This is a genomic window from Bhargavaea massiliensis, from assembly GCF_050480245.1.
Classification (GTDB): Bacteria; Bacillota; Bacilli; order Bacillales; family Anoxybacillaceae; genus Anoxybacillus.
Map to the genome: position 1 here is coordinate 93876 of NZ_JBCNEQ010000019.1, position 26407 is coordinate 120282.

Annotated in this window: 30 protein-coding genes; 29 read left to right on the plus strand and 1 reads right to left on the minus strand. The window is 44.1% G+C overall.

Annotated features, from left to right (window positions below; genetic code table 11):
• From ABEV15_RS05155 to spoVM, 6 genes are all read left to right on the plus strand, one after another.
• On the plus strand, nucleotides 1–750 hold the full coding sequence (locus tag ABEV15_RS05155) for a Stp1/IreP family PP2C-type Ser/Thr phosphatase (protein WP_429631722.1): 750 nt from the start codon (nucleotides 1–3) through the stop codon (nucleotides 748–750).
• Between the two features lie 6 nt (nucleotides 751–756).
• Nucleotides 757–2685, plus strand: a complete 1929-nt coding sequence (pknB, locus tag ABEV15_RS05160; protein ID WP_498852558.1) for a Stk1 family PASTA domain-containing Ser/Thr kinase — start codon at nucleotides 757–759, stop codon at nucleotides 2683–2685.
• 12 nt (nucleotides 2686–2697) lie between these two features.
• Nucleotides 2698–3579, plus strand: a complete 882-nt coding sequence (gene rsgA, locus ABEV15_RS05165; protein ID WP_498852559.1) for a ribosome small subunit-dependent GTPase A — start codon at nucleotides 2698–2700, stop codon at nucleotides 3577–3579.
• A gap of 2 nt (nucleotides 3580–3581) precedes the next feature.
• Nucleotides 3582–4238, plus strand: a complete 657-nt coding sequence (gene rpe / locus ABEV15_RS05170) for a ribulose-phosphate 3-epimerase (RefSeq protein WP_498852560.1) — start codon at nucleotides 3582–3584, stop codon at nucleotides 4236–4238.
• A gap of 31 nt (nucleotides 4239–4269) precedes the next feature.
• A complete protein-coding gene (locus ABEV15_RS05175) occupies nucleotides 4270–4908 on the plus strand; it encodes a thiamine diphosphokinase (RefSeq protein WP_429631730.1) in 639 nt (212 codons plus the stop codon).
• Nucleotides 4909–4982: 74 nt separating this feature from the next.
• Nucleotides 4983–5063, plus strand: coding sequence for a stage V sporulation protein SpoVM (gene spoVM, locus ABEV15_RS05180; RefSeq protein WP_003394991.1), 81 nt, complete (start codon nucleotides 4983–4985; stop codon nucleotides 5061–5063).
• A 57-nt stretch (nucleotides 5064–5120) separates the two neighbouring features.
• Here spoVM and rpmB read toward each other — a convergent pair whose 3' ends face one another.
• Nucleotides 5121–5306: a 50S ribosomal protein L28 gene (gene rpmB, locus ABEV15_RS05185; RefSeq protein ID WP_003394988.1), complete on the minus strand. Its 186-nt coding sequence runs from the start codon at nucleotides 5304–5306 to the stop codon at nucleotides 5121–5123.
• Between the two features lie 220 nt (nucleotides 5307–5526).
• On the opposite strand from rpmB, the gene ABEV15_RS05190 reads away from it, so the two are divergent.
• The 23 genes from ABEV15_RS05190 to ylqF all read left to right on the plus strand — a co-directional run bounded on the left by ABEV15_RS05190 (nucleotide 5527) and on the right by ylqF (nucleotide 26350).
• The gene (locus tag ABEV15_RS05190; RefSeq protein WP_004891123.1) at nucleotides 5527–5889 is read left to right on the plus strand and encodes an Asp23/Gls24 family envelope stress response protein; all 363 of its coding nucleotides are present in this window, start codon (nucleotides 5527–5529) and stop codon (nucleotides 5887–5889) included.
• A gap of 17 nt (nucleotides 5890–5906) precedes the next feature.
• A complete protein-coding gene (locus tag ABEV15_RS05195; RefSeq protein ID WP_429631733.1) occupies nucleotides 5907–7565 on the plus strand; it encodes a DAK2 domain-containing protein in 1659 nt (552 codons plus the stop codon).
• A gap of 83 nt (nucleotides 7566–7648) precedes the next feature.
• Nucleotides 7649–8311 carry an L-serine ammonia-lyase, iron-sulfur-dependent subunit beta gene (gene sdaAB, locus ABEV15_RS05200; protein WP_429631735.1) on the plus strand — a complete coding sequence of 221 codons (663 nt, stop codon included), beginning with the start codon at nucleotides 7649–7651 and terminating at the stop codon, nucleotides 8309–8311.
• 24 nt (nucleotides 8312–8335) lie between these two features.
• Nucleotides 8336–9223, plus strand: coding sequence for an L-serine ammonia-lyase, iron-sulfur-dependent, subunit alpha (sdaAA, locus tag ABEV15_RS05205; RefSeq protein ID WP_429631737.1), 888 nt, complete (start codon nucleotides 8336–8338; stop codon nucleotides 9221–9223).
• Complete coding sequence (recG, locus tag ABEV15_RS05210; protein WP_498852561.1) at nucleotides 9216–11264, plus strand: ATP-dependent DNA helicase RecG; 2049 nt, start codon at nucleotides 9216–9218, stop codon at nucleotides 11262–11264. Before sdaAA ends, recG begins: the two co-directional genes overlap by 8 nt.
• 75 nt (nucleotides 11265–11339) lie before the next feature.
• On the plus strand, nucleotides 11340–11936 hold the full coding sequence (gene fapR, locus ABEV15_RS05215) for a transcription factor FapR (RefSeq protein ID WP_429631741.1): 597 nt from the start codon (nucleotides 11340–11342) through the stop codon (nucleotides 11934–11936).
• Entirely contained in the window at nucleotides 11920–12909 is a 990-nt protein-coding gene (gene plsX, locus ABEV15_RS05220) for a phosphate acyltransferase PlsX (protein WP_498852562.1), read from the plus strand. The genes fapR and plsX overlap by 17 nt, the downstream gene beginning before the upstream one ends.
• Nucleotides 12910–12920: 11 nt before the next feature.
• Nucleotides 12921–13862 carry an ACP S-malonyltransferase gene (gene fabD, locus ABEV15_RS05225; protein ID WP_498852563.1) on the plus strand — a complete coding sequence of 314 codons (942 nt, stop codon included), beginning with the start codon at nucleotides 12921–12923 and terminating at the stop codon, nucleotides 13860–13862.
• A 3-nt stretch (nucleotides 13863–13865) separates the two neighbouring features.
• The gene (fabG, locus tag ABEV15_RS05230; RefSeq protein ID WP_004891107.1) at nucleotides 13866–14603 is read left to right on the plus strand and encodes a 3-oxoacyl-[acyl-carrier-protein] reductase; all 738 of its coding nucleotides are present in this window, start codon (nucleotides 13866–13868) and stop codon (nucleotides 14601–14603) included.
• Nucleotides 14604–14662: 59 nt separating this feature from the next.
• Nucleotides 14663–14899, plus strand: a complete 237-nt coding sequence (gene acpP, locus ABEV15_RS05235) for an acyl carrier protein (RefSeq protein WP_003394967.1) — start codon at nucleotides 14663–14665, stop codon at nucleotides 14897–14899.
• A 70-nt stretch (nucleotides 14900–14969) separates the two neighbouring features.
• Nucleotides 14970–15686, plus strand: a complete 717-nt coding sequence (gene rnc, locus ABEV15_RS05240) for a ribonuclease III (protein WP_498852564.1) — start codon at nucleotides 14970–14972, stop codon at nucleotides 15684–15686.
• A gap of 60 nt (nucleotides 15687–15746) precedes the next feature.
• Nucleotides 15747–19307, plus strand: a complete 3561-nt coding sequence (gene smc / locus ABEV15_RS05245; protein WP_429631750.1) for a chromosome segregation protein SMC — start codon at nucleotides 15747–15749, stop codon at nucleotides 19305–19307.
• Between the two features lie 6 nt (nucleotides 19308–19313).
• Nucleotides 19314–20312 (plus strand): signal recognition particle-docking protein FtsY, encoded by a 999-nt coding sequence (gene ftsY, locus ABEV15_RS05250; protein ID WP_429631752.1) that lies wholly within the window; start codon nucleotides 19314–19316, stop codon nucleotides 20310–20312.
• Between the two features lie 71 nt (nucleotides 20313–20383).
• Nucleotides 20384–20716: a putative DNA-binding protein gene (locus ABEV15_RS05255; RefSeq protein ID WP_004891101.1), complete on the plus strand. Its 333-nt coding sequence runs from the start codon at nucleotides 20384–20386 to the stop codon at nucleotides 20714–20716.
• Between the two features lie 12 nt (nucleotides 20717–20728).
• Nucleotides 20729–22069 (plus strand): signal recognition particle protein, encoded by a 1341-nt coding sequence (ffh, locus tag ABEV15_RS05260; RefSeq protein ID WP_498852565.1) that lies wholly within the window; start codon nucleotides 20729–20731, stop codon nucleotides 22067–22069.
• A 95-nt stretch (nucleotides 22070–22164) separates the two neighbouring features.
• Nucleotides 22165–22437 (plus strand): 30S ribosomal protein S16, encoded by a 273-nt coding sequence (gene rpsP / locus ABEV15_RS05265; protein WP_004891099.1) that lies wholly within the window; start codon nucleotides 22165–22167, stop codon nucleotides 22435–22437.
• Nucleotide 22438: 1 nt separating this feature from the next.
• Nucleotides 22439–22666 (plus strand): KH domain-containing protein, encoded by a 228-nt coding sequence (locus ABEV15_RS05270; protein ID WP_192954014.1) that lies wholly within the window; start codon nucleotides 22439–22441, stop codon nucleotides 22664–22666.
• An 82-nt stretch (nucleotides 22667–22748) separates the two neighbouring features.
• Nucleotides 22749–23132, plus strand: a complete 384-nt coding sequence (locus tag ABEV15_RS05275) for a YlqD family protein (RefSeq protein ID WP_429631757.1) — start codon at nucleotides 22749–22751, stop codon at nucleotides 23130–23132.
• The gene (gene rimM, locus ABEV15_RS05280) at nucleotides 23132–23653 is read left to right on the plus strand and encodes a ribosome maturation factor RimM (RefSeq protein WP_498852612.1); all 522 of its coding nucleotides are present in this window, start codon (nucleotides 23132–23134) and stop codon (nucleotides 23651–23653) included. Before ABEV15_RS05275 ends, rimM begins: the two co-directional genes overlap by 1 nt.
• Entirely contained in the window at nucleotides 23650–24387 is a 738-nt protein-coding gene (trmD, locus tag ABEV15_RS05285) for a tRNA (guanosine(37)-N1)-methyltransferase TrmD (protein WP_498852566.1), read from the plus strand. The genes rimM and trmD overlap by 4 nt, the downstream gene beginning before the upstream one ends.
• A 125-nt stretch (nucleotides 24388–24512) precedes the next feature.
• Nucleotides 24513–24857, plus strand: coding sequence for a 50S ribosomal protein L19 (gene rplS / locus ABEV15_RS05290; RefSeq protein WP_429631761.1), 345 nt, complete (start codon nucleotides 24513–24515; stop codon nucleotides 24855–24857).
• Between the two features lie 72 nt (nucleotides 24858–24929).
• Nucleotides 24930–25481, plus strand: coding sequence for a signal peptidase I (gene lepB, locus ABEV15_RS05295; RefSeq protein ID WP_429631763.1), 552 nt, complete (start codon nucleotides 24930–24932; stop codon nucleotides 25479–25481).
• Between the two features lie 14 nt (nucleotides 25482–25495).
• Nucleotides 25496–26350, plus strand: coding sequence for a ribosome biogenesis GTPase YlqF (gene ylqF, locus ABEV15_RS05300; RefSeq protein WP_429631765.1), 855 nt, complete (start codon nucleotides 25496–25498; stop codon nucleotides 26348–26350).
• The last annotated feature ends 57 nt before the right edge of the window (nucleotides 26351–26407 follow it).

Consider the following 26407-nt stretch of genomic DNA (forward strand, 5'->3'; position numbering starts at 1 on the left):
ATGAAGGCGGTTTTTCAAACGGATGTCGGTAAAATTAGGTCGCATAATGAAGATAACGGCGGTGTTTTTATCAATAAAGCTGGCGATTATTTAGCCGTTGTCGCTGATGGTATGGGTGGCCACCGCGCTGGCGATGTGGCGAGTGAAATGACGATGACGCAATTAAAACAGTTTTGGGAAGAAACAGATGAAATGACGTCGCCACAACAAGCGGAAACGTGGCTAAAAGAGCATGTGATGAAAGTAAACGAATCGCTCTTTCATCATTCTCAAACAAACGATCATTGTCAAGGAATGGGCACAACGATTGTAGCTGCCATTTGTACAAAACAGTTTGCTACGATCGGGCACATCGGTGATAGCCGTTGCTATTTACTAAATGCAAACGGATTTCAACAAATGACAGAAGATCATTCGCTTGTCAATGAGCTAGTGAAAAGCGGACAATTATCGAAAGAAGATGCCGAATATCATCCCCGCAAACATGTATTATTGCGCGCGCTCGGAACAGAACAGACGATTCAGCTAGACGTGAAAACGGTCGCTATTGAAGAAGGAGATATGTTGTTGCTTTGTTCCGACGGGCTTTCGAATAAAGTATCGGAACAGACGATGGTAGATATATTAACGTCTGATCGCCCGCTTGAAGAAAAAGCCCAAGCGTTAATTGATGTAGCAAACGAGCACGGTGGTGAAGATAATATTACGTTAGCGATCGTACAATTTTTACACATGAGTGAAAGTAGGTGATCGCTCGTGCTCATCGGCAAACGATTAAACGGTCGCTATAAAATTTTGCAACTCATTGGCGGCGGCGGAATGGCAAACGTTTATTTAGCCAGAGATATCATTTTAGATCGCGACGTTGCCGTAAAAGTGTTGCGCTTAGATTTTGTTAACGATGATTTATTTATTAAACGGTTTCGGCGTGAAGCGCAAGCAGCGACGAGTTTAAATCATGAAAATATTGTAACGATTTACGATGTTGGGGAAGATGATGGCATTTATTACATGGTTATGGAATATGTGCGCGGTTGTACGTTAAAACAATATATTCAACAACATGCTCCGCTTCCGATTCAAGAAGCATTGCGCATGATGGACGAGTTAACGGGTGCAATAGCCCACGCGCACCAAAACGGAGTCATTCATCGCGATATTAAACCGCAAAATATTTTAGTGGCGGAAGACGGAACGGTTAAAGTGACTGATTTTGGCATCGCTATCGCACTAAGCTCGACAACGATTACGCAAACGAATTCTGTTTTAGGGTCTGTTCACTATTTATCGCCTGAGCAAGCAAAAGGCGGCATGGCGACAGAAAAATCGGATATTTATTCGCTCGGTATCGTCATGTTTGAGCTATTAACCGGTCATTTGCCGTTTTCTGGTGAATCAGCTGTCGCAATTGTACTAAAACATTTACAAACGGAGACGCCTTCTTTGCGGCGATGGAATCCGAATATTCCACAGAGCGTAGAAAACATTGTATTAAAAGCAACAGCAAAAAATCCGTTGCATCGCTACAATAGCGCGCTAGACATGCAGCAACATATTCGTACGGCTCTTTTACCTGAGCGCATCAACGAAGCGAAGTTTACGTTGCCTATGGAAGACGATGATGAAGAAACAAAAGTAGTGCCGATTGTCAAATCACCCGCTCCTCCATCGCCAGAAAAAAAAGAAAACGTTTCTGCTCCAAAAGAAAAGCGACAAAAGAAATGGCTCATTTTATGGACGGTGTTTCTTTTCTTATTTATTGGTGCTAGTGTGAGTGCGGTTACATGGCTTCCTGATTTATTTTTTCCGAAAGATGTCACTGTGCCTGATGTGACGAACAAAAATTATGATGATGCGGTAGCGGAGTTAACGTCGTTAGGTTTAAAAATTGAAAAGACGATTGAACAAGAACATGATGATATTGCAGAAGGATACGTCATTCGTACAAATCCACCGGCTGGAAAAATCGTAAAAGATGGCACATCTGTGACGATTTATAAAAGTATAGGAAAGAAAAAAGTTGAGTTTAAAAATTATGTCGGTGAGCAAATTGATGACATCGAGCCACAATTGCGCGCAGAAAACTATTTGATTATTGATAAAAAAGAAGTGTATAGCGATGAACCAGCAGGGACGATTATCGAACAATTTCCGCTTCCAGGTGAAAAAGTCGTACCTGAAGAGACAGAAGTACAATTGACGGTCAGCCTTGGACCAGAAAAAATTATTTTAAAAGATTTAACCGGATATACGGAGAAAAGTGTGCGCGATTATGCGGCAGACCAACAATTGTACGTCGTCGTAAAGCAGCAATATTCCGATACGGTCGAAAAAGGGCTCGTCATTTCCCAAACGCCACAAGCGAATGCAAGATTGGAAAAAGGGGCAACCGTTACAGTCGTTATTTCTCTCGGAAAAGAACCTATACTGACAAAAAAGGTGATTCAACAAATTGACATTCCATATGAACCGCCTGTTGATGACAACGAGCCGGTCATGGCAGAATTATATATTGAAGACGAAAACCATTCATTCGCCCAACCGTACAAACGTTATCGCTTAACTAATGACGTGAAAGAGCGTGTCGAATTCGTCATTCAACAAGGAAAACAAGGACGCTATCGCGTCGTTGTAAACGGCACGACGGTACGCGAAGGCATTGTTCCATATCCGACAACACCTTAAAGGAGGGAAGCTATGGCAGAAGGAAAAATTATTAAAGCGCTCAGCGGCTTTTATTACGTGTTAAGTGATGGCAAAGTGTATCAATGTCGCGGCCGCGGGGTGTTTCGCAAGCGGAAAGTAACGCCGCTTGTCGGCGACTACGTTTCCTTTCAGGCGGAAAATGAACGGGAAGGCTACATATTAGATGTATTTGAGCGGAAAAATGAACTCGTTCGTCCGCCGATTGCCAATATCGATCAAGCGATTTTAGTGTTTTCAGCAGTAGAGCCAGATTTCAGCCCTGGATTACTCGATCGTTTTCTCGTATTAATTGAAGCAAAAGACATTCGTCCGCTTATTGTTGTGAGTAAAATGGATTTAGTAGACGATGACACAAGGCCTCGTATTGAACAATATATTCGCGATTATCGTCAAATCGGATATGAAGTGTTCGAAGTTTCGGTCAAAACGCGCGCAGGTATTGATGCATTATTGCCTTATTTTGAAGGAAAAGTATCGGTATTTGCAGGGCAATCAGGCGTCGGGAAGTCGTCTTTACTAAATGCATTACGTCCGGACTTGCAGTTAAAAACGGGCGACATTTCCCATCACCTTGGGCGTGGAAAACATACGACAAGACATGTCGAGTTAATTGAAATCGGAGGCGGTTTTGTCGCAGATACACCAGGATTTAGCGCGCTAGAATTTGATGATATTGAACTTGAACAATTACCGCTTTGTTTTCCGGAGTTTGTCGCAAAAAGCAGTGATTGTAAATTTCGCGGTTGCACGCATACGGCTGAGCCGAAATGTGCGGTCAAAGAAGCATTAGCATCAGGAGACATTCCTCCTTATCGCTATGAACATTACATGAGTTTTATAGAGGAAATCAAGGAACGAAAGCCGAGGTATTAAACATGATCAAAATTGCGCCATCCATTTTATCTGCTAATTTTGCTAAACTTGGCGAAGAAATTGTGGACGTAGAACGAGGGGGAGCTGATTACATTCATGTCGATGTGATGGACGGCCATTTCGTTCCAAACATCACAATCGGTCCGCTCATCGTGGAGGCGATTCGTCCTGTAACGAAACTGCCACTTGACGTTCATTTAATGATTGAACAGCCGGATCGCTATATTCCGACGTTTGCGAAAGCGGGAGCCGATTATTTAACGGTGCATGTTGAAGCTTGCCCGCATTTACACCGGACGATCCACCTCATTAAAGAACATGGTGTGAAAGCAGGAGTAGCGTTAAATCCGCATACACCGATTTCGATGATTGAACATGTGATTGAAGACCTCGACCTCGTTTTATTTATGACGGTCAACCCGGGTTTTGGTGGACAATCGTTTATTCCAGCAGTGCTCCCAAAAATTCATGCGTTTTCAACACTCGTTCGTGAACGAGGGCTTTCTGTTGAAATTGAAGTAGACGGTGGCATTCATGCAGAAACGGCAAAACTTTGTGTCGAAGCAGGCGCGAATGTTCTTGTTGCAGGGTCAGCCATTTATAACAAAGCGGATCGTGCCCAAGCCATTCGCATGATTCGTGAGGGTGTGTCACGTTGACACATCCTTCTTTATTAGGGAGGTGAATTTGTTGATTATTCATCTTGTAGCAGGTGGTCCGACAAGTTTTTTACCTCATTTACAAACATACGACGGAGAGGACGTATGTTGGGTAGGGGTAGATCGTGGCGTTTTAGCGCTGCTCGATGCGGGAATCATGCCAAAACGGGCGTTTGGCGATTTTGACTCCATTGCCGAATATGAGTTGCAGCAATTACAAACACAATTGCCGCATATCGACATATGGCCAGCTGAAAAAGACCAAACGGATACAGATATTGCGCTCGATTGGGCGCTTGAACAACAAGCGACAAAAATTCGCCTATTTGGAGCAACAGGCGGACGGCTCGATCATTTCTTTGGCAACGTTCAACTTTTGTTCAAAGGAAAAGACGGGCAGATTGAGTTAATCGATCGTCAAAATATCGTTGCGCTTTATCGAAGTGGAAAACATGTCGTTGAAAAAAAAGACGAATACCGATACATTTCATTTATTCCTATGACTCCGATTCGCGCTTTAACGCTCCGCGGATTTAAATACCCGCTCGATGCGCACGATGTGCCGCTTGGATCAACATTATGTGTAAGCAATGAACTCATCCATAGTTTTGGTACTTTTTCATTCACTGAAGGCATATTAATGATGATAAGAAGCAAGGATGAAAAATAACGCTTCGAGGTACAATTTGTGCGGAGATGAATATATTAAATGGAAGAGTGTGCACAGTAGGGGAGGGAATGATCGTGAAGTTTTATACGATTAAGTTGCCAAAATTTTTAGGTGGAATTGTTCGGGCGATGTTAAATTCGTTTAAAAAAGGATAAAAAGCACCAATCATTTGGTGCTTTTTTCTATGAGGCGTGCGCTTTCCGCTTTTTTTATTACACACGTTCTACTTTTCCGGATTTTAATGCGCGAGCAGAAACCCAAACGCGCTTTGGTTTTCCGTCAACTAAAATGCGAACTTTTTGAAGGTTTGCTTTCCATGTGCGGCGGCTCGCATTCATTGCATGAGAACGAGCGTTTCCGAATGATTTTTTCTTACCAGTCACAAAGCATTTTGCCATTTTGTTTCCCTCCTCACTTGCCAAACTACGTGCTCAAAACACTACTATAATTTATCATACATAAAAACGGATTGCAATACTTCCGATACACTGTTTCAAGAAAATAACCTTGACATTCGTTTTCCGTTTCGGGTAAATATACTATGGGTGGGAGCTTTCAAAAATAAGCCGAGTATAGTACAATGGCGTTAGCTACCTAATAAGAAAGGGGACTTGAGCGATGTCCATTGAATTACAAACGAAATACGGTCGTGTTGAAATTAGTAACGATGTCATTGCAGCAATTGCTGGAGGAGCAGCAGTCGATTGCTACGGCATTGTCGGCATGGCATCAAAAAATCAATTAAAAGACGGCATTGCTGAAATTTTACGCCGCGAAAACTTTGCAAAAGGCATTGTCGTTCGCCAAGAAAACGATGAAGTGCATATTGATTTATACGTCATTGTTAGCTACGGCACAAAAATTTCGGAAGTTGCGCACAACGTACAAACGAAAGTCAAGTATACGCTAGATAAAACGTTAGGTTTATCTGTTCAATCGATCAACATTTATGTTCAAGGGGTTCGCGTCACGAATCCGTAGTGAGGGGGAACTAATCTGTGGCAATAATAACATTAGATGGAAAACGCTTTGCGCAAATGGTGCTGCAAGGCGCGACACATTTAGCGAACAACGCAAAAACAGTAGACGCGTTAAACGTCTTTCCCGTTCCGGATGGGGATACAGGAACGAATATGAATTTGTCGATGACGTCTGGTGCGAAAGAAGTAAAAAATCACATATCTGACCATATTGGAAAAGTAGCAAGCGCGCTAGCGAAAGGATTGTTAATGGGCGCGCGCGGAAATTCAGGCGTCATTTTATCGCAATTATTCCGTGGATTTGCGAAAGCGATTGAGCAAAAAAGCGAAATTAACAGCAAAGAGTTTGCAGCTGCGCTTGAAGCGGGCGTGCAGACAGCGTATAAAGCGGTGATGAAGCCGGTTGAAGGCACGATTTTAACGGTTGCGAAAGATGCGGCAAAGCGCGCAGTAGCTGTGGCGAAAAAAGAAACGGACATCGTCGTTGTGATGACGGAAGTGTTAAAAGAAGCAAAAGCATCGCTGAAGCGGACGCCCGATTTACTTCCTGTATTAAAAGAAGTAGGTGTCGTTGACAGCGGAGGACAAGGTCTTGTCTTTGTATACGAAGGATTTTTATCGGCGTTAAAAGGTGAAACCATTGCAGAAACAGAAACGTTGTCAATGGAGCAACTCGTCCGCACAGAACATCATCGCAGCGTTCAAAGCCATCTAAGTGCAAATGACATCGAATTCGGATATTGTACGGAATTTATGGTGAAATTTGAACAAGAAAAAGTGGCGAAACATCCGTTTCATGAAGAATCGTTCCGTCAAGATTTAAGCCGCTTTGGCGATTCGCTTCTTGTCATTGCGGACGATGAATTAGTAAAAGTACACATTCATGCGGAACAGCCAGGTGAAGTGCTCACCTATGCGCAACGTTATGGAAGTTTAATTAACATTAAAATTGAAAACATGCGTGAACAACACGCGAATATTGTTCATCAAGAGATGGAGCCGCCGAAAAAACAAGAGCGCATCCCATACGGTATCGTTGCGGTAGCGATGGGGGATGGAATTGCCGAATTGTTTAAAAGCATCGGTGCTCATGCGGTCATCGAAGGTGGACAAACGATGAATCCGAGCACAGAAGACATCGTGAAAGCGATTGAAGAAGTGAATGCGCAAACGGTATTTGTGTTGCCGAATAATAAAAACATTATTTTAGCAGCCCAACAAGCCGCTTCTGTCGCTTCATGTGATGTGGTCGTCATTCCGTCGAAAACGGTGCCACAAGGCATGACCGCTTTGCTTTCCTTTAATCCTTCTGCGACAAAAGAGGAAAATGAGCAAGCGATGACGGAGGCACTTGCGCGCGTGAAAACAGGACAAGTGACGTTTGCTGTCCGCGACACACATATTGACGGAGTAGAAATCGCGAAAGACGACTATATGGGAATTGCCGATGGAAAAATTGTCGTATCTAACAAAGAGATTGCTTATGTCGTTGAAACATTACTTTCACATATGATTGGCGAGGAAGACGAAATTTTAACGATCCTCTCTGGCGAAGAGGCAACAGAAGAACAACTCGCACACGTCGTTCAATTTGTTGAACAACAATTCCCGCATGTTGAAATCGAAACACATCATGGCGGACAACCGTTATATCCATTTATTTTTGCCATTGAATAAAGCGGATCGCTGTTATTCACATACGATGAAAGAAGGGGAGTGTTCCCCTTCTTTTTCATGAAGATGACAAAGGGGAGGAAAAAATGAAATATCGCAGTGTATTTGACATTATCGGCCCAATTATGATTGGTCCGTCTAGCTCACATACAGCAGGAGCGGTACGCATTGGTAAAGTAGCGCGCAATTTATTCGGAAGAAAACCTGCTTGGGCGGATATTTTCTTTTACGGTTCATTTGCTCAAACGTACAAAGGGCATGGAACAGATGTCGCTATTGTTGGCGGCTTATTAAATTTTGATACGTTCGACGAGCGTATGAAAACATCGTTACACATCGCCAAACAAGAAGGCATTCGTGTGACATTTCATGAAGAAGAAGCGATTCCGCCTCACCCAAACACCGCCAAAATTCGTCTTGGAGATGAACAAGGCGAGCTTGAGGTTGTCGGCATTTCGATTGGCGGAGGAAAAATTGAAATTATCGAACTAAATGGTTTCGAGCTAAAGCTTTCTGGTCATCATCCGGCCCTTTTAATTATGCACAACGATCGATACGGGGCGATTGCGGGGGTTGTCAATGTTTTGGCAAAATATGCGATCAATATCGGGCATATGGAGGTATCACGTAAAGAAAAAGGGAAGCAAGCGCTTATGACAATTGAAGTAGACCAAAATATTGATGATACGATTGTGGAGCAACTAAAAACGTTGCCACATATTATTGATGTAACAAAAATTGTCGAGTAAACGCGTCACAAAGGGGAGACAACGATGTTTCGAAATGTAGCAGAACTCGTGGAACGAGCAGAACGAGAACAAATTAAAATCGCTGAAGTAATGATTCGTCAAGAAATGGAAGTAACTGAGCGCAGCCGAGAGGACATTGTTGTGCAAATGGAGAAAAACTTACAAGTGATGGAGCAAGCCGTCATGCGTGGATTAGCGGGCGTTCGCTCTCATTCTGGATTAACAGGCGGCGATGCGACTCGCTTGCAACAATATATTGCACGCGGCCAATTTTTATCGGGAGAAACAATTTTAGATGCCGTCAGCAAAGCGATGGCGACAAACGAAGTGAACGCAGCCATGGGAATGATTTGTGCCACGCCGACGGCAGGATCGGCTGGTGTCGTTCCAGGCACATTATTTGCGGTGAAAGAGAAACTGCAGCCGACGCGTGAACAAATGGTTGAGTTTTTATTTACTGCAGGTGCATTCGGATTTGTTGTCGCAAACAACGCATCGATTTCCGGGGCGGCAGGAGGATGCCAAGCGGAAGTAGGCTCAGCGGCAGGCATGGCAGCGGCGGCGCTTGTAGAAATGGCTGGAGGTACGCCAAGACAAGCGGCAGAAGCGATGGCGATCGCTTTAAAAAATATGCTTGGGCTCGTCTGTGATCCAGTAGCAGGGTTAGTTGAAGTACCGTGTGTGAAACGAAATGCGATCGGAGCGGCAAATGCGATGATTGCTGCTGATATGGCGCTTGCTGGCATACAAAGCCGCATTCCGTGCGATGAAGTGATTGAAGCGATGTTCCGCATCGGTCAGACGATGCCTGTTGCGTTAAAAGAAACAGCACAAGGAGGGTTAGCGGCGACGCCGACCGCTCGTAAATTAGAAGCGAGCATTTTCGGCAAGCCGAATGAGAAACGTGAGTGACGTACTACAACAAACAGTCACAGCGATTAAAGGAATTGGTGAAGAAACAGCCGCCGCTCTTCATGATATGGGAATTGATACGATTGAACAACTATTGTATCATTTCCCGTTTCGTTATGAAGATTATCGTCTATGTTCATTAGAAGAAGCAAAGCACGATGAAAAAGTGACGATTGTCGGCAAAGTATATAGCGAGCCTGTCCTCACGTATTACAGCCGCAAAAAGTCACGGTTGACATTTCGCGTGCTCGTCGATCGTTTTTTAGTAACCGCCGTTTGTTTTAACCAACCATATTTGAAAAAGAAACTTGCTTTACACGAAACGGTAACGATCACAGGCAAGTGGGATAAACACCGTCAAACGATTACGGTACAACAGTTACACATCGGGGAAATGAAACAGCAAAAGGAAATCGAACCGGTGTACTCGATACGTGGCGATATAACGGTCAAAGGCATGCGGCGTTTTATTGCGCTCGCCTTACAACAATACGGCCATGCGCTTGTCGACCCGCTGCCGAGCGAACTGTTGCACGCATATCGACTCATATCGAAGCGCGATGCCATTCAAGCGATTCATATGCCGCTTTCGCACGAGCAACTGAAACAAGCGCGGCGCCGTCTCGTTTATGAAGAATTTTTACTTTTCCAATTAAAAATGCAAGCGTTAAAAAAATATCGTCGCGAACAATCGCCGGGCATCGCCCATCGTTTTCCTGATGAACAACTTCATGCCTTTATTCAATCGCTGCCGTTTCCGTTAACGAACGCTCAACAGCGCGTTGTGCGTGAAATTGTACAAGATTTAAAATCGCCATATCGCATGAATCGGCTATTACAAGGCGATGTCGGTTCTGGGAAAACAGTTGTTGCTGCTATTGTATTATATGCGGTGCATTTGTCAGGGTATCAAGGAGCGCTGATGGTACCGACAGAAATTTTAGCCGAGCAACATGCCGAATCGCTTTTGGCGCTGCTTGCACCGATGGGCATTCGCGTAGAACTGTTGACGAGTTCGGTAAAAGGAAAAAGGCGCAAACAACTACTTGAGCAACTCGCAGCAGGGGAAGTTCATGTTGTTGTCGGCACGCATGCGCTCATTCAAGACGATGTCAATTTTGCGAAACTTGGTGTCGTCATTACAGATGAGCAACATCGCTTTGGGGTCGAACAACGGCGCATTTTACGTGAAAAAGGGCAATCGCCTGATGTGTTGTTTATGACGGCCACTCCGATTCCACGCACGCTTGCGATTACGGCATTTGGAGAAATGGACGTCTCGATCATTGATGAAATGCCAAAAGGGAGAAAAAAAATCGAGACGTACTGGGTTAAGCACGACATGCTTGAACGTGTATTTCAGTTTATCGCTAAACAAGTCGATGCGGGTCATCAAGCATACGTCATTTGCCCGCTCATTGAAGAATCAGAAAAATTGGATGTCCAAAACGCAATTGATGTTCATGCGATGCTGACGCACTATTATAAAGGGCGATATCGCATTGGATTGATGCACGGCCGTTTATCTTCAGAAGAAAAAGAAGAAGTGATGCGCGCCTTTAGCACAAACGACATCCATATTTTAGTTTCCACAACGGTTGTTGAGGTCGGCGTAAACGTTCCGAACGCCACGGTCATGGTTATTTACGATGCGGATCGGTTCGGTCTTGCCCAACTTCATCAGCTGCGCGGGCGAGTAGGGCGAGGAGAAGCCCAATCGTATTGTATTTTAGTCGCTGATCCAAAATCGGAAACCGGAAAAGAGCGGATGCGCATTATGACTGAAACGAACGATGGTTTTGTATTGTCTGAAAAAGATTTAGAGCTGCGCGGACCGGGTGATTTTTTTGGAACGAAGCAAAGCGGCATGCCTGAATTTCGGCTTGGTGACATCGTTCACGACTATCGCGTTTTGGAAGTTGCGCGCCAAGACGCTGCTCGTCTCATTGATTCGCAAGCTTTTTGGCATGACGATAAATACGCCTTTCTTCGCGACTATTTACAACAATCGGGCATTTTAAACGGTGAAAAATTAGATTAAAATGTGTTGAAATGTATTTCTGGGTGTTATATACTACTATTAGTATCTAGTAATAATTCGGATGGTGGATCGAAGATGAGAAGAAATAAGCGAGAACGGCAACGGTTATTGCAAGCAACGATCGAAGAGAACCCATTTATTACGGACGAACAGCTTGCCGAAAAATTTTCTGTCAGTATTCAAACGATCCGCCTTGATCGCCTTGAACTGTCGATACCAGAGTTGCGCGAGCGCATTAAACATGTCGCTGAGCGCACATTTGCTGATGAAGTCAAGTCGTTGCCTATTGAAGAAGTAATTGGAGAAATTATTGATATGCAATTGGACGAAAGTGCGATTTCGATTTTTGATGTCAAAAAAGAACATGTATTTAAACGAAATCAAATTGCACGAGGACATCATTTATTTGCTCAAGCAAACTCGCTTGCAGTTGCAGTCATTAACGATGAATTGGCATTAACTGCAAAGGCAAACATTCGCTTCATGCGTCCTGTCAAAGAAGGGGAGCGAGTCGTTGCGAAGGCAAAAGTAAAAAATTTAAACGAAAATGGTCGCACAGTCGTCGAAGTGAATAGCTACGTTGGTCAAGAGCTTGTTTTTCAAGGAGAATTTCATATGTATCGTTCAAACGTTGTCAAAAAGGATGGAGAACAAAATGAAAATCGCAATTGATGCCATGGGAGGAGACCACGCTCCAAAAGAAGTCGTGATCGGTGCACAAAAGGCGATTGAGCATTTTCGAGATATCGAAATTACGCTTGTTGGGAACGAATCGCTCATTCGCCCATACATAACAAACGATGAACGACTATCCGTTATTCATACCGAACAAGTGATTGAAGCAACAGATGAGCCCGTTCGTGCCGTTCGCCGTAAAAAAGAGGCGTCCATGGTATTGATGGCAAATGAAGTGCGTGAAGGACGCGCGGATGCTTGCATCTCAGCAGGAAATACGGGCGCTTTAATGGCAGCAGGATTATTTATCGTCGGCCGCATAGACGGCATTGATCGCCCAGCGCTTGCCCCGACGTTGCCAACGATTGATGGAAAAGGATTTGTATTGTTAGACGTTGGCGCAAACGTCGATGCGCGTCCAGAACATTTGTTGCAATATGCGCTGATGGGTGCGGCATACGCAGAAAAAGTGCGCGGCATTGAGCGACCACGCATCGGTTTATTAAACGTAGGAACAGAGGATCAGAAAGGGAATGAATTAGCGAAAAAGGCATTTCAACTCATGCAAAATACATCGTTACATTTTGTCGGCAACGTGGAAGCGCGAGATTTATTAGAAGGAGTGGCTGACGTCGTTGTCACTGACGGATTTACCGGCAACGTAGCGCTAAAAACGATTGAGGGAACAGCAATCGCCGTTTTTTCGATGCTGAAGTCGGCGTTTACAAGCGGACTTGTGAGCAAAATGGCTGCGCTTGCTTTAAAGTCTCAACTTCTGGAATTAAAGAAAAAAATGGATTATGCTGAATATGGGGGAGCCGCGTTGTTCGGTCTACGTGCTCCTGTCATTAAAGCGCATGGCTCATCCGATGCTCACGCCATTTTCCATGCGGTGCGCCAAGCGCGCGAAATGGTCGCCAATGACGTTGTACAAACGGTGAAACAATCCGTAGCGGAAATAAAAGAATAAGAGGTGGCATGATGGGGAAAATCGCATTTATTTTTCCTGGGCAAGGTTCGCAAACGGTCGGCATGGGAAAAGAATGGGCGGAAAAAGATGAGGCAGTAGCTGCTGTTTTTCGTCAAGCGGATGAACGATTGCAAGTTTCTTTGTCACAACTCATTTTTGAAGGACCACAAGACGTATTAACAAAAACTGAAAATGCCCAACCTGCATTATTGACGACAAGCATCGCATTTTTGCAAAAAGTAAAAGAAGCAGGTATTGTTCCGCATTATGTCGCAGGACATAGCCTCGGGGAATATAGCGCGCTTGTTGCAGCGTCTGTGTTGTCGTTTTCTGACGCAGTATATGCGGTGCGTAAGCGCGGAGAATTGATGGAAAAAGCAGTGCCATCAGGGCAAGGAACGATGGCGGCGGTGCTCGGGATGGATGAAGCTTTATTGCAACAAGTTGTCGATGAAGCAGCAACGGAATCATCACCTGTCCAATTAGCGAACTTAAACTGCCCAGGACAAATTGTCATTTCGGGCGCAAAAGAAGCGGTCGAGCGAGCATCGCAACTTGCGAAAGAAAAAGGGGCTAAGCGAGTCATTCCGCTTGAAGTGAGCGGACCGTTTCACTCCATTTTAATGAAACCAGCAGCAGAACAGTTTTCATCTGTACTTGAAACGTTGTCGTTTCAAGTAAGTGATGTGCCGGTCATTTCGAACGTGACGGCTGAGCCGATGGTCGATCCAACTGAAATGAAACAGCGCCTTGTTGAACAATTATATTCGCCTGTTCGTTGGGAACAATCTGTACAAACGATGATCGATCTTGGTGTAGATACGTTTATCGAAATCGGCCCTGGAAAAGTATTAAGCGGTCTTGTGAAAAAAGTGAACCGTCATGTCAACGTCTATTCGATTTTTGATGAAGCTTCGTTTATAGCGACGGTGGCTGCGGTGAAAGGGGAATAAACGATGGAAGGAAAAGTAGCGATTGTGACAGGAGCGTCACGCGGCATTGGGCGTGAAATTGCTTTGCATCTTGCTCGTCTTGGTGCAAAAGTAGCAGTCAATTATGCAGGAAGTGAAGCGAAAGCAAATGAAGTTGTCGCTCAAATTGTTGAACATGGTGGCGAAGCGTTCGCTGTGCAAGCGGATGTCGCAAATAGTGAAGCCGTCGATCGCATGGTGAAAGAAGTGCTTGAGCGTTGGGGCCGCGTCGATATTTTAGTTAACAATGCAGGCATTACGCGTGACAACTTGCTTATGCGCATGAAAGAAGAAGAATGGGATGCGGTCATCAATACGAACTTAAAAGGCGTCTTTTTATGCACGAAAGCCGTGACGCGTCCGATGATGAAACAACGATACGGTCGAATTGTGAACGTGGCGTCCATCGTCGGTGTAAGCGGCAATCCAGGGCAAGCAAACTACGTTGCAGCCAAAGCAGGTGTAATCGGATTAACAAAAACAGCTGCCAAAGAACTCGCAAGCCGAAATATTACAGTCAATGCGGTTGCTCCTGGGTTTATTACGACAGATATGACCGATCAATTAAGCGAAGATGTGCGTCAAACGATGTTGCAACAAATTCCGCTTGCACGTTTCGGAAACCCTGAAGATATTGCGCACGTTGTCGCGTTTCTCGTCTCAGATGGAGCAAGCTATATGACAGGGCAAACGATTCATGTAGATGGCGGCATGGTTATGTAAAAATTCGTTTTATTTTCTTATATAATTCAGTATAATGACTTGAGGGGAGGTGAATAAAAATGGCGGACGTATTAGAGCGTGTAACGAAAATTATCGTTGATCGCCTTGGTGTAGAGGAGTCACAAGTGACGCTTGAATCTTCATTTAAAGAAGATTTAGGAGCAGATTCGCTTGATGTCGTTGAGCTTGTCATGGAATTAGAAGATGAATTCGATATGGAAATTTCAGATGAAGAGGCGGAGAAAATCGTTACTGTCGGAGACGCAGTAAACTACATAAAAAGCCGTCTATCATAATAAGTAAAGTCCCGTTTTGTAAGCGGGGCTTTCTATGCTTTTTACGTTTATTAGTTGGGGGTTCATATGCATGTCAAAGCAACGGCCATACATGAAATTTAAACAGTTCCAAGAGCAGATTGGCATTTTTTTTCGCGATGAAAAATTGTTAATGCAAGCATTTACCCATTCATCATATGTGAATGAGCATCGAAAGCGGCTACATGAAGATAATGAACGCCTGGAGTTTTTAGGAGATGCCGTTCTTGAACTGACCGTCTCTCAATATTTATTTGAACAGTTTCCGCAAATGAGCGAAGGAGAACTAACGAAATTGCGGGCAGCGATCGTCTGTGAACCGTCGCTTGTTACGTTCGCTCATGCGCTATCGTTTGGCGATCTCGTCTTGCTTGGCAAAGGCGAAGAGTTAACGGGGGGGCGCATGCGTCCGTCGCTGTTAGCTGACGTATTTGAAGCGTTTATCGGGGCGCTTTATTTAGATCAAGGCATGGAGGCGGTCGTACAATTTTTAGAAAAAACGATTTTCCCTAAAATTCGCGAAGGTGCTTTTTCTCATGTGATGGATTACAAAAGTCAACTACAAGAGTTTGTGCAACGCGATGGAAGTGGAGTTTTAGAATATAAAATTTTACAAGAAAAAGGTCCTGCCCATAATAAAGAGTTCGTATCGCGCGTATCGTTAAATGGCGAAGAGCTCGGCATTGGAGTTGGGCGCTCGAAAAAAGAGGCAGAGCAGCGCGCCGCGCAAATGGCATTAGCCAAGCTAAAACAATTACACGAAGGCTGATCCGGTGCGAAAGGACAGCCTTGTTTGTTGTTACATCTTTTAGATAAAGGGGGATATATGTTGTTCCTCAAACGGTTAGAAGCTATCGGATTTAAATCTTTTGCGGATCGTATTTCTATTGATTTTGTTCCAGGTATGACGGCGATCGTCGGTCCGAACGGAAGCGGGAAAAGCAACATTACAGATGCGATTCGTTGGGTGCTTGGAGAACAATCTGTCAAGTCGCTTCGCGGAGCAAAAATGGAAGATGTCATTTTTTCAGGGAGCGAATCGCGCAAGCCGCTAAACGTCGCCGAAGTCACATTAACGCTTGACAATAGCGATCAATTTTTACCGCTTGAATACGAAGAAGTAAGCGTGACAAGACGCGTGTACCGCTCCGGAGATAGCGAATTTTTTATTAATAAACAGCCGTGTCGCTTAAAAGATATTGTCGATTTATTTATGGATTCCGGTGTCGGTCGTGAAGCCTTTTCGATTATTAGCCAAGGAAAAGTAGAAGAAATTTTAAGCAGCAAAGCGGAAGACCGGCGCATGATTTTTGAAGATGCGGCTGGCGTGTTAAAATATAAAATGAGGAAAAAAAAGGCTGAACATAAATTGAGTGAAACAGAAGACCATTTGCAACGCGTGCAAGACATTTTACACGAATTAAACCAACAGCTTGAACCATTGAAACAACAAGCGTCGATTGCAAAAGAATATATGGAGAAAAAAGAACAATTACAGACGTATGAAGTTGGTTTAATCGTCCATGAAATTGAACAGCTGCATGAAAAATGGGAAGCGCTCAAAGCGCAGCTCGCTTTACATCAACAAAATGAGATGGATTTAGCGACAACGTTACAGAAAGAAGAAGCGCACATCGCCAAGCTGCGTCATGAACTGACAGCGCTTGATGAGTCGATTGATGGTTTGCAGCAGGTGTTGTTGCTTGTGAGCGAAGAACTCGAAAAAATGGAAGGAAAAAAGCAATTATTAAAGGAGCGAAAAAACAACGCGCATAAGCAGCAACAACAAATGGAACAAACGATGGCGCAGCTCGCTGAACGCGAGCGTTCGCTTGAAGCGATGATTGCCGAAAAAAAGAAGTTGCTTCAACAACTTCAAACAGATGTGCAAGCGCTTCAAGCAGAATTAAAAGAAAAAAACAGCGTGCTTTCCGCCTACGGTCCGAAAGCGGAGGCGGAAATTGAGCGGCTAAAAAGCGAGTATATTGATCTCGTCCATGAGCAAGCAACGTTAAAAAATGAACGGATGCATATCGAGACACAGCTGCAAAAAAACGAAGAAAAACAACGGCAGCTCATTGCTGCAAACGACGAGCACATTCGGGCATACGAGCACATCGTTGAACAATGGGAGCAAAAACAACAACTTGTTCGAGAACTACAACAGCGCATGACCAACCAAGAAAAAACCATTCAAACAGAAGAACAACAATTAACGGTGCGAAAAGAGCAATATCGCAAAAAAGAAGCAACGTTATACGAAGCGTATCAATATGTACAAAAAATAAAATCAAAAAAAGAAATGCTTGAAGCGATGCAACAAGAGTACGCTGGATTTTTCCAAGGCGTAAAAGAAGTGTTAAAAGCGAAAGATCGCCTCTCAGGCATTCATGGAGCAGTCGTTGAGCTGATGACGGTGCCGTCTGAGCTAGAGACGGCGATCGAAGTAGCGCTTGGAGGAGCTGCGCAACATATCGTTGTGGAAAATGAACAAAGCGCTCGCGAAGCCATTCAATTTTTAAAGCGAAACGCATATGGACGCGCGACATTTTTGCCGCTTAATGTCATTCAACGAAAAACGCTTCCTTCATCGGTACGTGCGGATATTGCAAAACATCCAGCTTACGTTGGTGTGGCTTCGGAATTAATTTCGTACGAAGCGACATATGAGCAAGTGATGACAAACATTCTTGGAACGGTCATTATTACACGCGATTTAAAAGGGGCAAATGAGCTTGCACGCCAATTGCAATATCGTTACCGTCTCGTCACGCTTGAAGGGGACGTTGTGAATCCGGGCGGAGCGATGACAGGAGGAACGGTAAACAAACAAACGAGCTCATTATTAAGCCGTGCGCGTGAGCTAGAAGAAGTGACAGCAAGTTGGCGCGATGCTGAGCGAAAAACGCTGGAGCTTGAACAGCTCGTGCAGCGCGAAAAAGAAGCCATTGCGCAAGCAGAACAGCAACGAACAGCGCTTTACGCCGAACTAGAGGCAAATCGTATCGCGCTCCAAGAGGAAAAAAGCGCATGGATGGAACTCGATCTTCGCAAAAAGCATATGGACGAACGGCTAGCTGTGTATCGCTATGAACGACAAACGCTTGAAGAAGAAAAACAAGAGCTCACTGCTCGCCTTCATCATGTTGAGCAATTGCTTGAGGCGCTTCAGCAAAAAATTGCTGACATTGATGAACAAGTAAAGCAATGGACAGAGAAAAAACAGCTAGAACAACAATCAAAAGAACAAATGCAAGAGCAGCTTACCGCTGTGAAAGTGGCGCTTGCAGAAAAGCAAGAACATGTAAGAAATGAAGAGCAGCACGTGCGCCGACTCATCGAAGAATGGGAAGAAACGAAACGAACCCGTGCACAAATGGAGCATGAGTGCAACCAACTGCTCTATCATATGAATGAACAAGCGGAAGATGAGCAACAACTTGAACGAATATGTGAAGAAAAAATGAAGCAAAAAGAAGAAACGATTCAGCTCATCGCAAGCCGACGCGAACAGCGACTAGACTATCAAACGAAGCTTGAGCAGCTCGAAAAAGAAATGAAAGAATTGAAACGTCAGCATAAACAGCTAACCGATACGTTAAAAGATGAGGAAGTGAAACTCGCTCGCTTTGATATGGAGCTAGATCACTTGCTCAACCGACTTCGTGAGGAATATAAACTGTCATTTGAAGCCGCAAAAGAAGCGTTTCCACTGACGATTTCAGCGCAAGAAGCGCGGAAAAAAGTAAAGCTCATTCAACTCGCTATCGACGAGCTTGGAACGGTTAACCTTGGGGCTATTGAAGAATATGAGCGAGTGTCGGAGCGTCATCGCTTTTTAACGGAGCAAAAAGAAGATTTACAACGTGCGAAAGATACACTTTATCAAGTCATTGACGAAATGGACGATGAAATGAAACGAAGATTTGCGACAACGTTTGAACAAATTCGCGCCCAATTTGCGCGTGTGTTCGTCGAATTGTTTGGAGGAGGAAAGGCCGATTTACAGTTAACTGATCCGAACGATTTACTCCATACGGGTGTCGACATTGTCGCACAGCCACCAGGAAAAAAACTGCAACATTTAAGTTTATTATCAGGCGGGGAGCGAGCATTGACGGCGATTGCGCTTTTATTCGCCATTTTAAATGTTCGACCTGTTCCGTTTTGCGTGCTTGATGAAGTAGAAGCAGCACTTGATGAGGCGAACGTACAACGATATGCGAAATATTTAAAGAAGTTTAGCGACGATACACAATTTATCGTCATTACCCATCGAAAAGGAACGATGGAAGAAGCGGATGTGCTATACGGAGTAACGATGCAACAATCAGGCGTATCGAAACTTGTTTCAGTTCGACTTGAAGAAGCAGCTGGAAAGAAAGGATGAGAAACGGTGAGCTTTTTTAAAAAGTTAAAAGAAAAAATCGCAAAACAAGCGGATACAGTAACAGAAAAATTTAAGCGCGGCTTAGAAAAAACGCGCGATTCGTTTGCAGGAAAAGTGAATGACTTAATCGCACGCTATCGGGAAGTAGATGAAGAGTTTTTTGAGGAGCTAGAAGAAATTTTAATCGCCTCAGACGTTGGTGTCGCAACGGTCATGGATTTTATCGATGAGTTAAAAATGGAAGTAAAACGCCGCAATATTCAAGACCCGAAAGAAATGTATAGCGTCATTTCAGAAAAACTCATTGACATATATCAAGCTGGCGATGAACAAACGCCAGAACTAAACATCCAGCCAAACGGGTTAACAGTCATTTTGTTTGTCGGTGTCAACGGGGTCGGAAAAACGACGACAATTGGAAAACTCGCCTATAAATTGAAAAACGAAGGGAAAAAAGTGATGCTTGCTGCGGGCGACACGTTCCGTGCTGGTGCGATTGAACAGCTCGAAGTATGGGGCGAGCGCGTTGGTGTGGAAGTCATTAAACAGTCTGCTGGCTCTGATCCAGCGGCGGTGATGTATGATGCGATTCAAGCAGCTAAATCGCGCAACGTTGACATTTTGTTGTGTGATACAGCTGGTCGCTTACAAAACAAAGTGAATTTAATGAAAGAACTTGAAAAAGTGAAGCGCGTCATTGAACGAGAAGTGCCGGGCGCACCGCACGAGGTATTGCTCGTGCTAGATGCAACAACAGGGCAAAATGCGATGAGCCAAGCAAAAACATTTAAAGAAGCGACGAATGTCACCGGCATTGTGCTTACGAAACTGGATGGAACAGCAAAAGGTGGCATCGTATTAGCGATCCGCCACGAGTTAAACATTCCGGTGAAATTTGTCGGTTTAGGGGAGAAAATGGACGATTTAGAGCCGTTTAACGCCGAACAATTCGTGTATGGGTTATTTTCATCGTTTATGGAACGAGAAGAGGCGCAAGGAGAATAACTTGACAGTATCAGCTAAAACATATACACTAAACTCATGTAAAGGCGTTTCACTTAACAGGGGGGAGTTTCATGCTAGAAAAAACAACGAGAATGAACTATTTATACGACTTTTACCAATCGTTGTTGACGCCGAAGCAACGAAACTATATGTCACTTTACTATTTAGACGATTACTCCCTCGGTGAAATTGCCGAAGAGTACGAAGTGAGTCGTCAAGCTGTATACGATAACATTAAACGGACGGAAGCGATGCTAGAAGATTATGAGCAAAAGCTATTGCTCTTTCAAAAGTTTCAGCAACGTCACAAACTATTGCACCGATTAAAAACGCATATAGCTGAACGCTATCCGAACGATGAAGAGCTGATGAGGCTCGTTATGGAGTTGGAGAAATTAGAGTAGGGGGCGGTAACGATGGCATTTGAAGGATTGGCCGACCGTCTGCAACATGTCATGAATAAAATTCGTGGCAAAGGCAAAGTCACGGAAGCCGATGTAAAAGAAATGATGCGCGAGGTGCGGCTCGCGCTATTAGAAGCGGACGTCAATTTTAAAGTCGTCAAAGACTTCGTGAAAAAAGTAAGCGAACGAGCTGTCGGACAAGAAGTAATGAAAAGCTTAACCCCAGGACAGCAAGTCATTAAAGTCGTAAAAGAAGAATTGACGGAGCTGATGGGGGGAGAAAACAGCAAAATTGCTGTAGCAAGCCGTCCGCCAACGGTCGTCATGATGGTCGGTTTGCAAGGGGCGGGAAAAACGACAACAACGGGAAAATTAGCGAATTTATTACGTAAAAAACATAATCGTAAACCGTTGCTTGTCGCAGCTGACATTTATCGGCCGGCAGCGATTAAACAGCTTGAGACGTTAGGGAAGCAGTTGAACATCCCTGTGTTCTCGCTCGGCGATCAAGTGAGCCCTGTCGAAATCGCCCGGCAAGCAATTGCGAAAGCGAAAGAAGAACATCATGATTACGTATTAATCGATACCGCAGGGCGATTGCACATTGACGAAGCGCTCATGGACGAATTAAAACAAATCAAAGAAGTGACGAAGCCGGATGAAATTTTCCTCGTCGTCGATGCGATGACGGGACAAGATGCGGTCAACGTTGCGCAAAGCTTCAACGAACAGCTTGGACTGACGGGCGTCATTTTGACGAAGCTCGATGGCGATACGCGCGGCGGGGCGGCATTATCGATTAAAGCGGTCACAAACACGCCAATTAAATTTGTCGGAATGGGCGAAAAACTCGATGCGCTAGAGCCGTTTCATCCTGAGCGGATGGCGTCGCGTATTTTAGGCATGGGCGATGTGTTGACGCTCATTGAAAAGGCGCAAGCGGCTGTCGATGAAGAAAAAGCAAAAGAGCTCGAACAAAAAATGCGCACCGCATCATTCACCCTTGACGACTTTTTAGAGCAGCTTGGCCAAGTGCGCAAACTCGGCCCGCTCGATGAAATTTTAAAAATGTTGCCCGGTGCCAATAAAGTGAAAGGGCTCAACAACTTACAGATTGATGAAAAACAAATTAGTCGCGTCGAAGCGATTATTCGCTCGATGACAAAAGAAGAAAAAATGAATCCAGACATCATTAACTCAAGCCGCAAAAAGCGGATCGCCAAAGGAAGCGGAACGACGGTTCAAGACGTCAACCGCTTATTGAAACAGTTTGATGAGATGAAAAAGATGATGAAAATGATGACGACGATGCCAAAAGGGAAAAAGAAAGGATTCCGTTTCCCATTCATGTAAACAAAATAGCAGTGTTAAGAAAAAACACTTTACAAACAAATCGTTTATTGCTAATATACTATCTTGTGTGAAATATTTTCGGAGGTGCTATCATTATGGCAGTAAAAATTCGTTTAAAACGTATGGGTGCAAAAAAATCACCATTTTATCGTATCGTTGTTGCAGACTCCCGTTCTCCACGTGACGGTCGTTTCATTGAAACAATCGGCACATACAATCCGTTAACAGAGCCTGCAGAAATTAAAATTAACGAAGAGCTTGCATTAAAATGGTTGCAAAACGGTGCAAAACCATCTGACACTGTGCGCAACTTGCTTTCAAAACAAGGAATTTTAGAAAAATTCCACAACTTAAAGTACGGAAAGTAATATGAAAACGTTGCTTGAGACGATTGTTCGGTCACTTGTCGATCATCCACAATGCGTCGTCATTCGCGAAACGGAACAACAACAATCGATCACATATTCGATTGCCCTTCATCACGAAGACGTTGGAAAAGTGATCGGAAAAAACGGGCGAATCATTCAAGCGATTCGCACCGTTGTTCAAGCAGCAAATGAGTCGAAGAAGCGAATAGACGTACGCATCGAAGAGTAAGGGAGAGGGAGATACCTCCCCTTTTTTCGTTGTTATGTCGAGGGAAGTTGCTTTCCGCTCTTCTGAAGAAAGGCGGTGCGCCATGAAAATTATTCAAACGGTTGAAGTGAGACAACGATTAACGGAAAAAAGCAAGCAACAACTCATGCAACAATTTACGGCACAAAAACAGCAACTTGAACAACAATGTGAACAGCTCATTTTTGAGCAAAAACGAATGGAAAGACAAACATCGTTTTCACCGAAACAAATTAAAGAAAAATTTGAGCGGGAAATGCAAGTCCGCCGCCAAAAAATAGCGGAACTTGATTTCCTTCTTGAACAATTGCGCATATTACCGATAGGAAGCGAAATTAAAGAACGAGAAGTCGAGGCGATCATCGACGTTCAAATCGGCGCGCGGTGGGCGCCTCTGAAAACAATCGTCATCGAAGACGGAATCGTTGTCGACATACGTGAGGGGTGATTGTTGTGAAATGGTTTAATGTCGGAAAAATTGTCAATACGCATGGCATCCGCGGTGAAGTGCGCGTCATTTCACGCACAGATTTTGCGCAAGAGCGGTATAAAATCGGAAATGTGCTATATATTTTTATGGAAAACAAACCGCCAATTGAAGTAAAAGTGGCGAGCCATCGTGTGCATAAGTCATTCGATTTATTAGCGTTTGAAGGATACGACAACATTAACTTAGTCGAAAAGTTTAAAGGGGCGATGATTAAAGTGCCCGAAAGCCAACTGCAGCCGCTAGATGAAGGGGAATATTATTTCCACGAAATTATCGGTTGTACGGTTGTAACTGAAGATGGTGAAACGATTGGCGAAATAAAAGAAATTTTAACGCCAGGCGCTAATGACGTATGGGTTGTCAAACGAAAAAAAGGTGGGGATGTGTTAATCCCGTACATTGCAGACGTTGTCAAACAAGTCGATGTTGAAAATAAAACGATTACGATTCATGTGATGGAAGGATTGCTTGACGAATGAAAATCGATGTGCTCACCTTATTTCCAACGATGTTTACGGGCGTGCTGAACGAGTCGATTTTGAAGCGAGCGCAAGAAAAAGGGGCGGTCGCGTTTCAGCTCGTCAATTTTCGTGAATTCGCCGATAATAAACACCAAACAGTAGACGACTATCCTTACGGCGGGGGCGCAGGCATGGTATTAAAACCGCAGCCGATTTTTGATGCGATCGATCACTTAACGAAACAAAGCGACCATCGTCCGCGCATTGTTTTACTTTGTCCACAAGGCGAACGTTACACACAAAAAAAAGCAGAAGAACTTGCTAAAGAACAACATATCATTTTCATTTGTGGACATTATGAAGGGTACGACGAGCGTATTCGTGAGCATCTGGTAACCGACGAAATTTCTATTGGAGATTACGTCTTAACAGGTGGGGAGCTCGCAGCGATGGTCGTCATTGACAGCGTCGTTCGTTTGCTTCCTGGCGTGCTTGGCAATGAACACTCGCCCGTACACGATTCGTATAGCTCTGGCTTGCTTGAGCACCCTCATTATACGCGCCCTGCGGATTTCCGCGGCATGAAAGTGCCAGACGTCCTTCTTTCTGGCAACCATCGATTAATTGAAGAATGGCGCCAAAAAGAATCGTTGCGTCGCACATGGCTGCGCCGTCCCGACTTGCTTGAGACGTATGAACTAACGGAAAAACAAAAAAAATGGATTGAACAATGGGAAAAAAATGAGCGGTAACTCTTGCATCCTGTACATCTTTATGCTAGTATAAACGTTGTGACTTATGTCGCACGCAAAACGATGTTCCGCTGCTATGAACAATAAACATAAGCATGAGCATCTGTTGGAAGGAGATGAATACGATGCATCATTTAATTCAAGAAATTACAAAAGAACAACTACGTAACGATCTTCCAGAATTTCGCCCTGGTGACACAGTGCGCGTTCACGTGAAAGTTGTTGAAGGAAGCCGTGAACGTATCCAAGTATTCGAGGGCGTTGTAATCAAGCGTCGTGGTGGTGGAATTAGCGAAACATTTACAGTTCGTAAAGTATCTTACGGTGTAGGTGTTGAGCGTACATTCCCATTACACACGCCGAAGATTGCTAAATTAGAAGTTGTTCGTCGCGGTAAAGTTCGTCGCGCGAAATTGTACTACTTGCGTCAACTCCGCGGTAAAGCAGCACGCATCAAAGAAATCATCTAACAAACGAAACGATTGCGAGGAGCTTGATCATCAAGCTCCTTTTTCAACATTCATCATATAGGTGGGAGAAGGATGGCAAAACAAAAAAATGAATGGTTTGAATGGCTGAAAGCGATTTTGATTGCGGTGGCGTTAGCAGGTGGTATTCGCTATTTTATTTTTGCCCCGATTATCGTTGAAGGGGAATCGATGATGCCGACGTTACACAATCAAGACCGGATGATTGTCAATAAAATGGCATACAAAATTGGCGAACCAGAACGATTTGATATTATTGTGTTCCACGCAGAAGAAGGAAAAGATTATATTAAGCGCGTCATTGGGTTGCCGGGCGACCAGATCGAATATAAAAACGACACGTTATACGTCAACGGAAAGCCGTATAAAGAACCATACTTAGATGAAGAAAAAAAACAACTGTTTGACGGTCCGTTAACGGAGTCATTTACACTCGAAGAACTATGGGGACGAAAAACGGTTCCAGAAGGTCATTTATTCGTGCTCGGGGATAATCGCAGATACAGCAAAGATAGCCGCCATATCGGATTTATCCCGATGGACAAAGTTGTCGGCAAAACGTCGGTCGTCTATTGGCCCCTTTCTGATGCTCGCATTGTCGAATAACATAATAAAAGTAGGTGGCAACGATGACGATTCAATGGTTTCCCGGCCATATGGCGAAAGCGAAACGGGAAGTAACGGAAAAGCTAAAGCTCATTGATATCGTATTTGAACTTGTTGATGCGCGCATTCCGCTTTCATCGCGCAATCCGTTAATTGATGAAATTGTGGCGAATAAACCGCGCATCATGCTGTTAAATAAAGCCGATATGGCTGATCCAGACGTCACAAAACAATGGATCGACTTTTTCGCTGCGCAACAAATTGAAGCGATTGCGATCGACTCACAAAGCGGAACAGGTGTCAAGCAAATTGTAGCGGTAGCCAAAGAGAAATTGCGTCCGAAATTTGAGAAAATGATCGCCAAAGGGATTAAACGCCCACGTGCGATGCGCGCGTTAATTGTCGGCATTCCAAACGTCGGAAAATCAACGCTCATTAATCGACTCGCAGGAAAGCATATTGCCAAAACAGGCGATACACCGGGAGTCACGAAAGCGCAGCAATGGATTAAAGTGGGCAAAGAGCTTGAGCTACTTGATACACCAGGGATTTTATGGCCAAAATTTGAAGATGAAGAAGTCGGATTAAAGCTTGCTACAACGGGAGCGATTAAAGATACAATTTTAAATTTACAAGACGTTGCTGTTTATGCGTTGCGCTTTCTAGCTGCTTATTATCCTGATCGTTTAAAAGAGCGATATGCTCTTTCTCATCTTCCCGACGACATCGTCCAATTATTTGACGAAATCGGGAAAAAACGAGGCTGTTTAGCTTCTGGTGGCGTCGTCGACTACGATAAAGTCGCTGAGCTTGTGTTGCGCGACATTCGCACAGAAAAATTAGGACGGCTTAGTTTTGATCGCTTGTAAGGTTCGCATACGCGAGCCTTTATTTTTTTATGAATGAGCCGATATAAAAATGTAAGG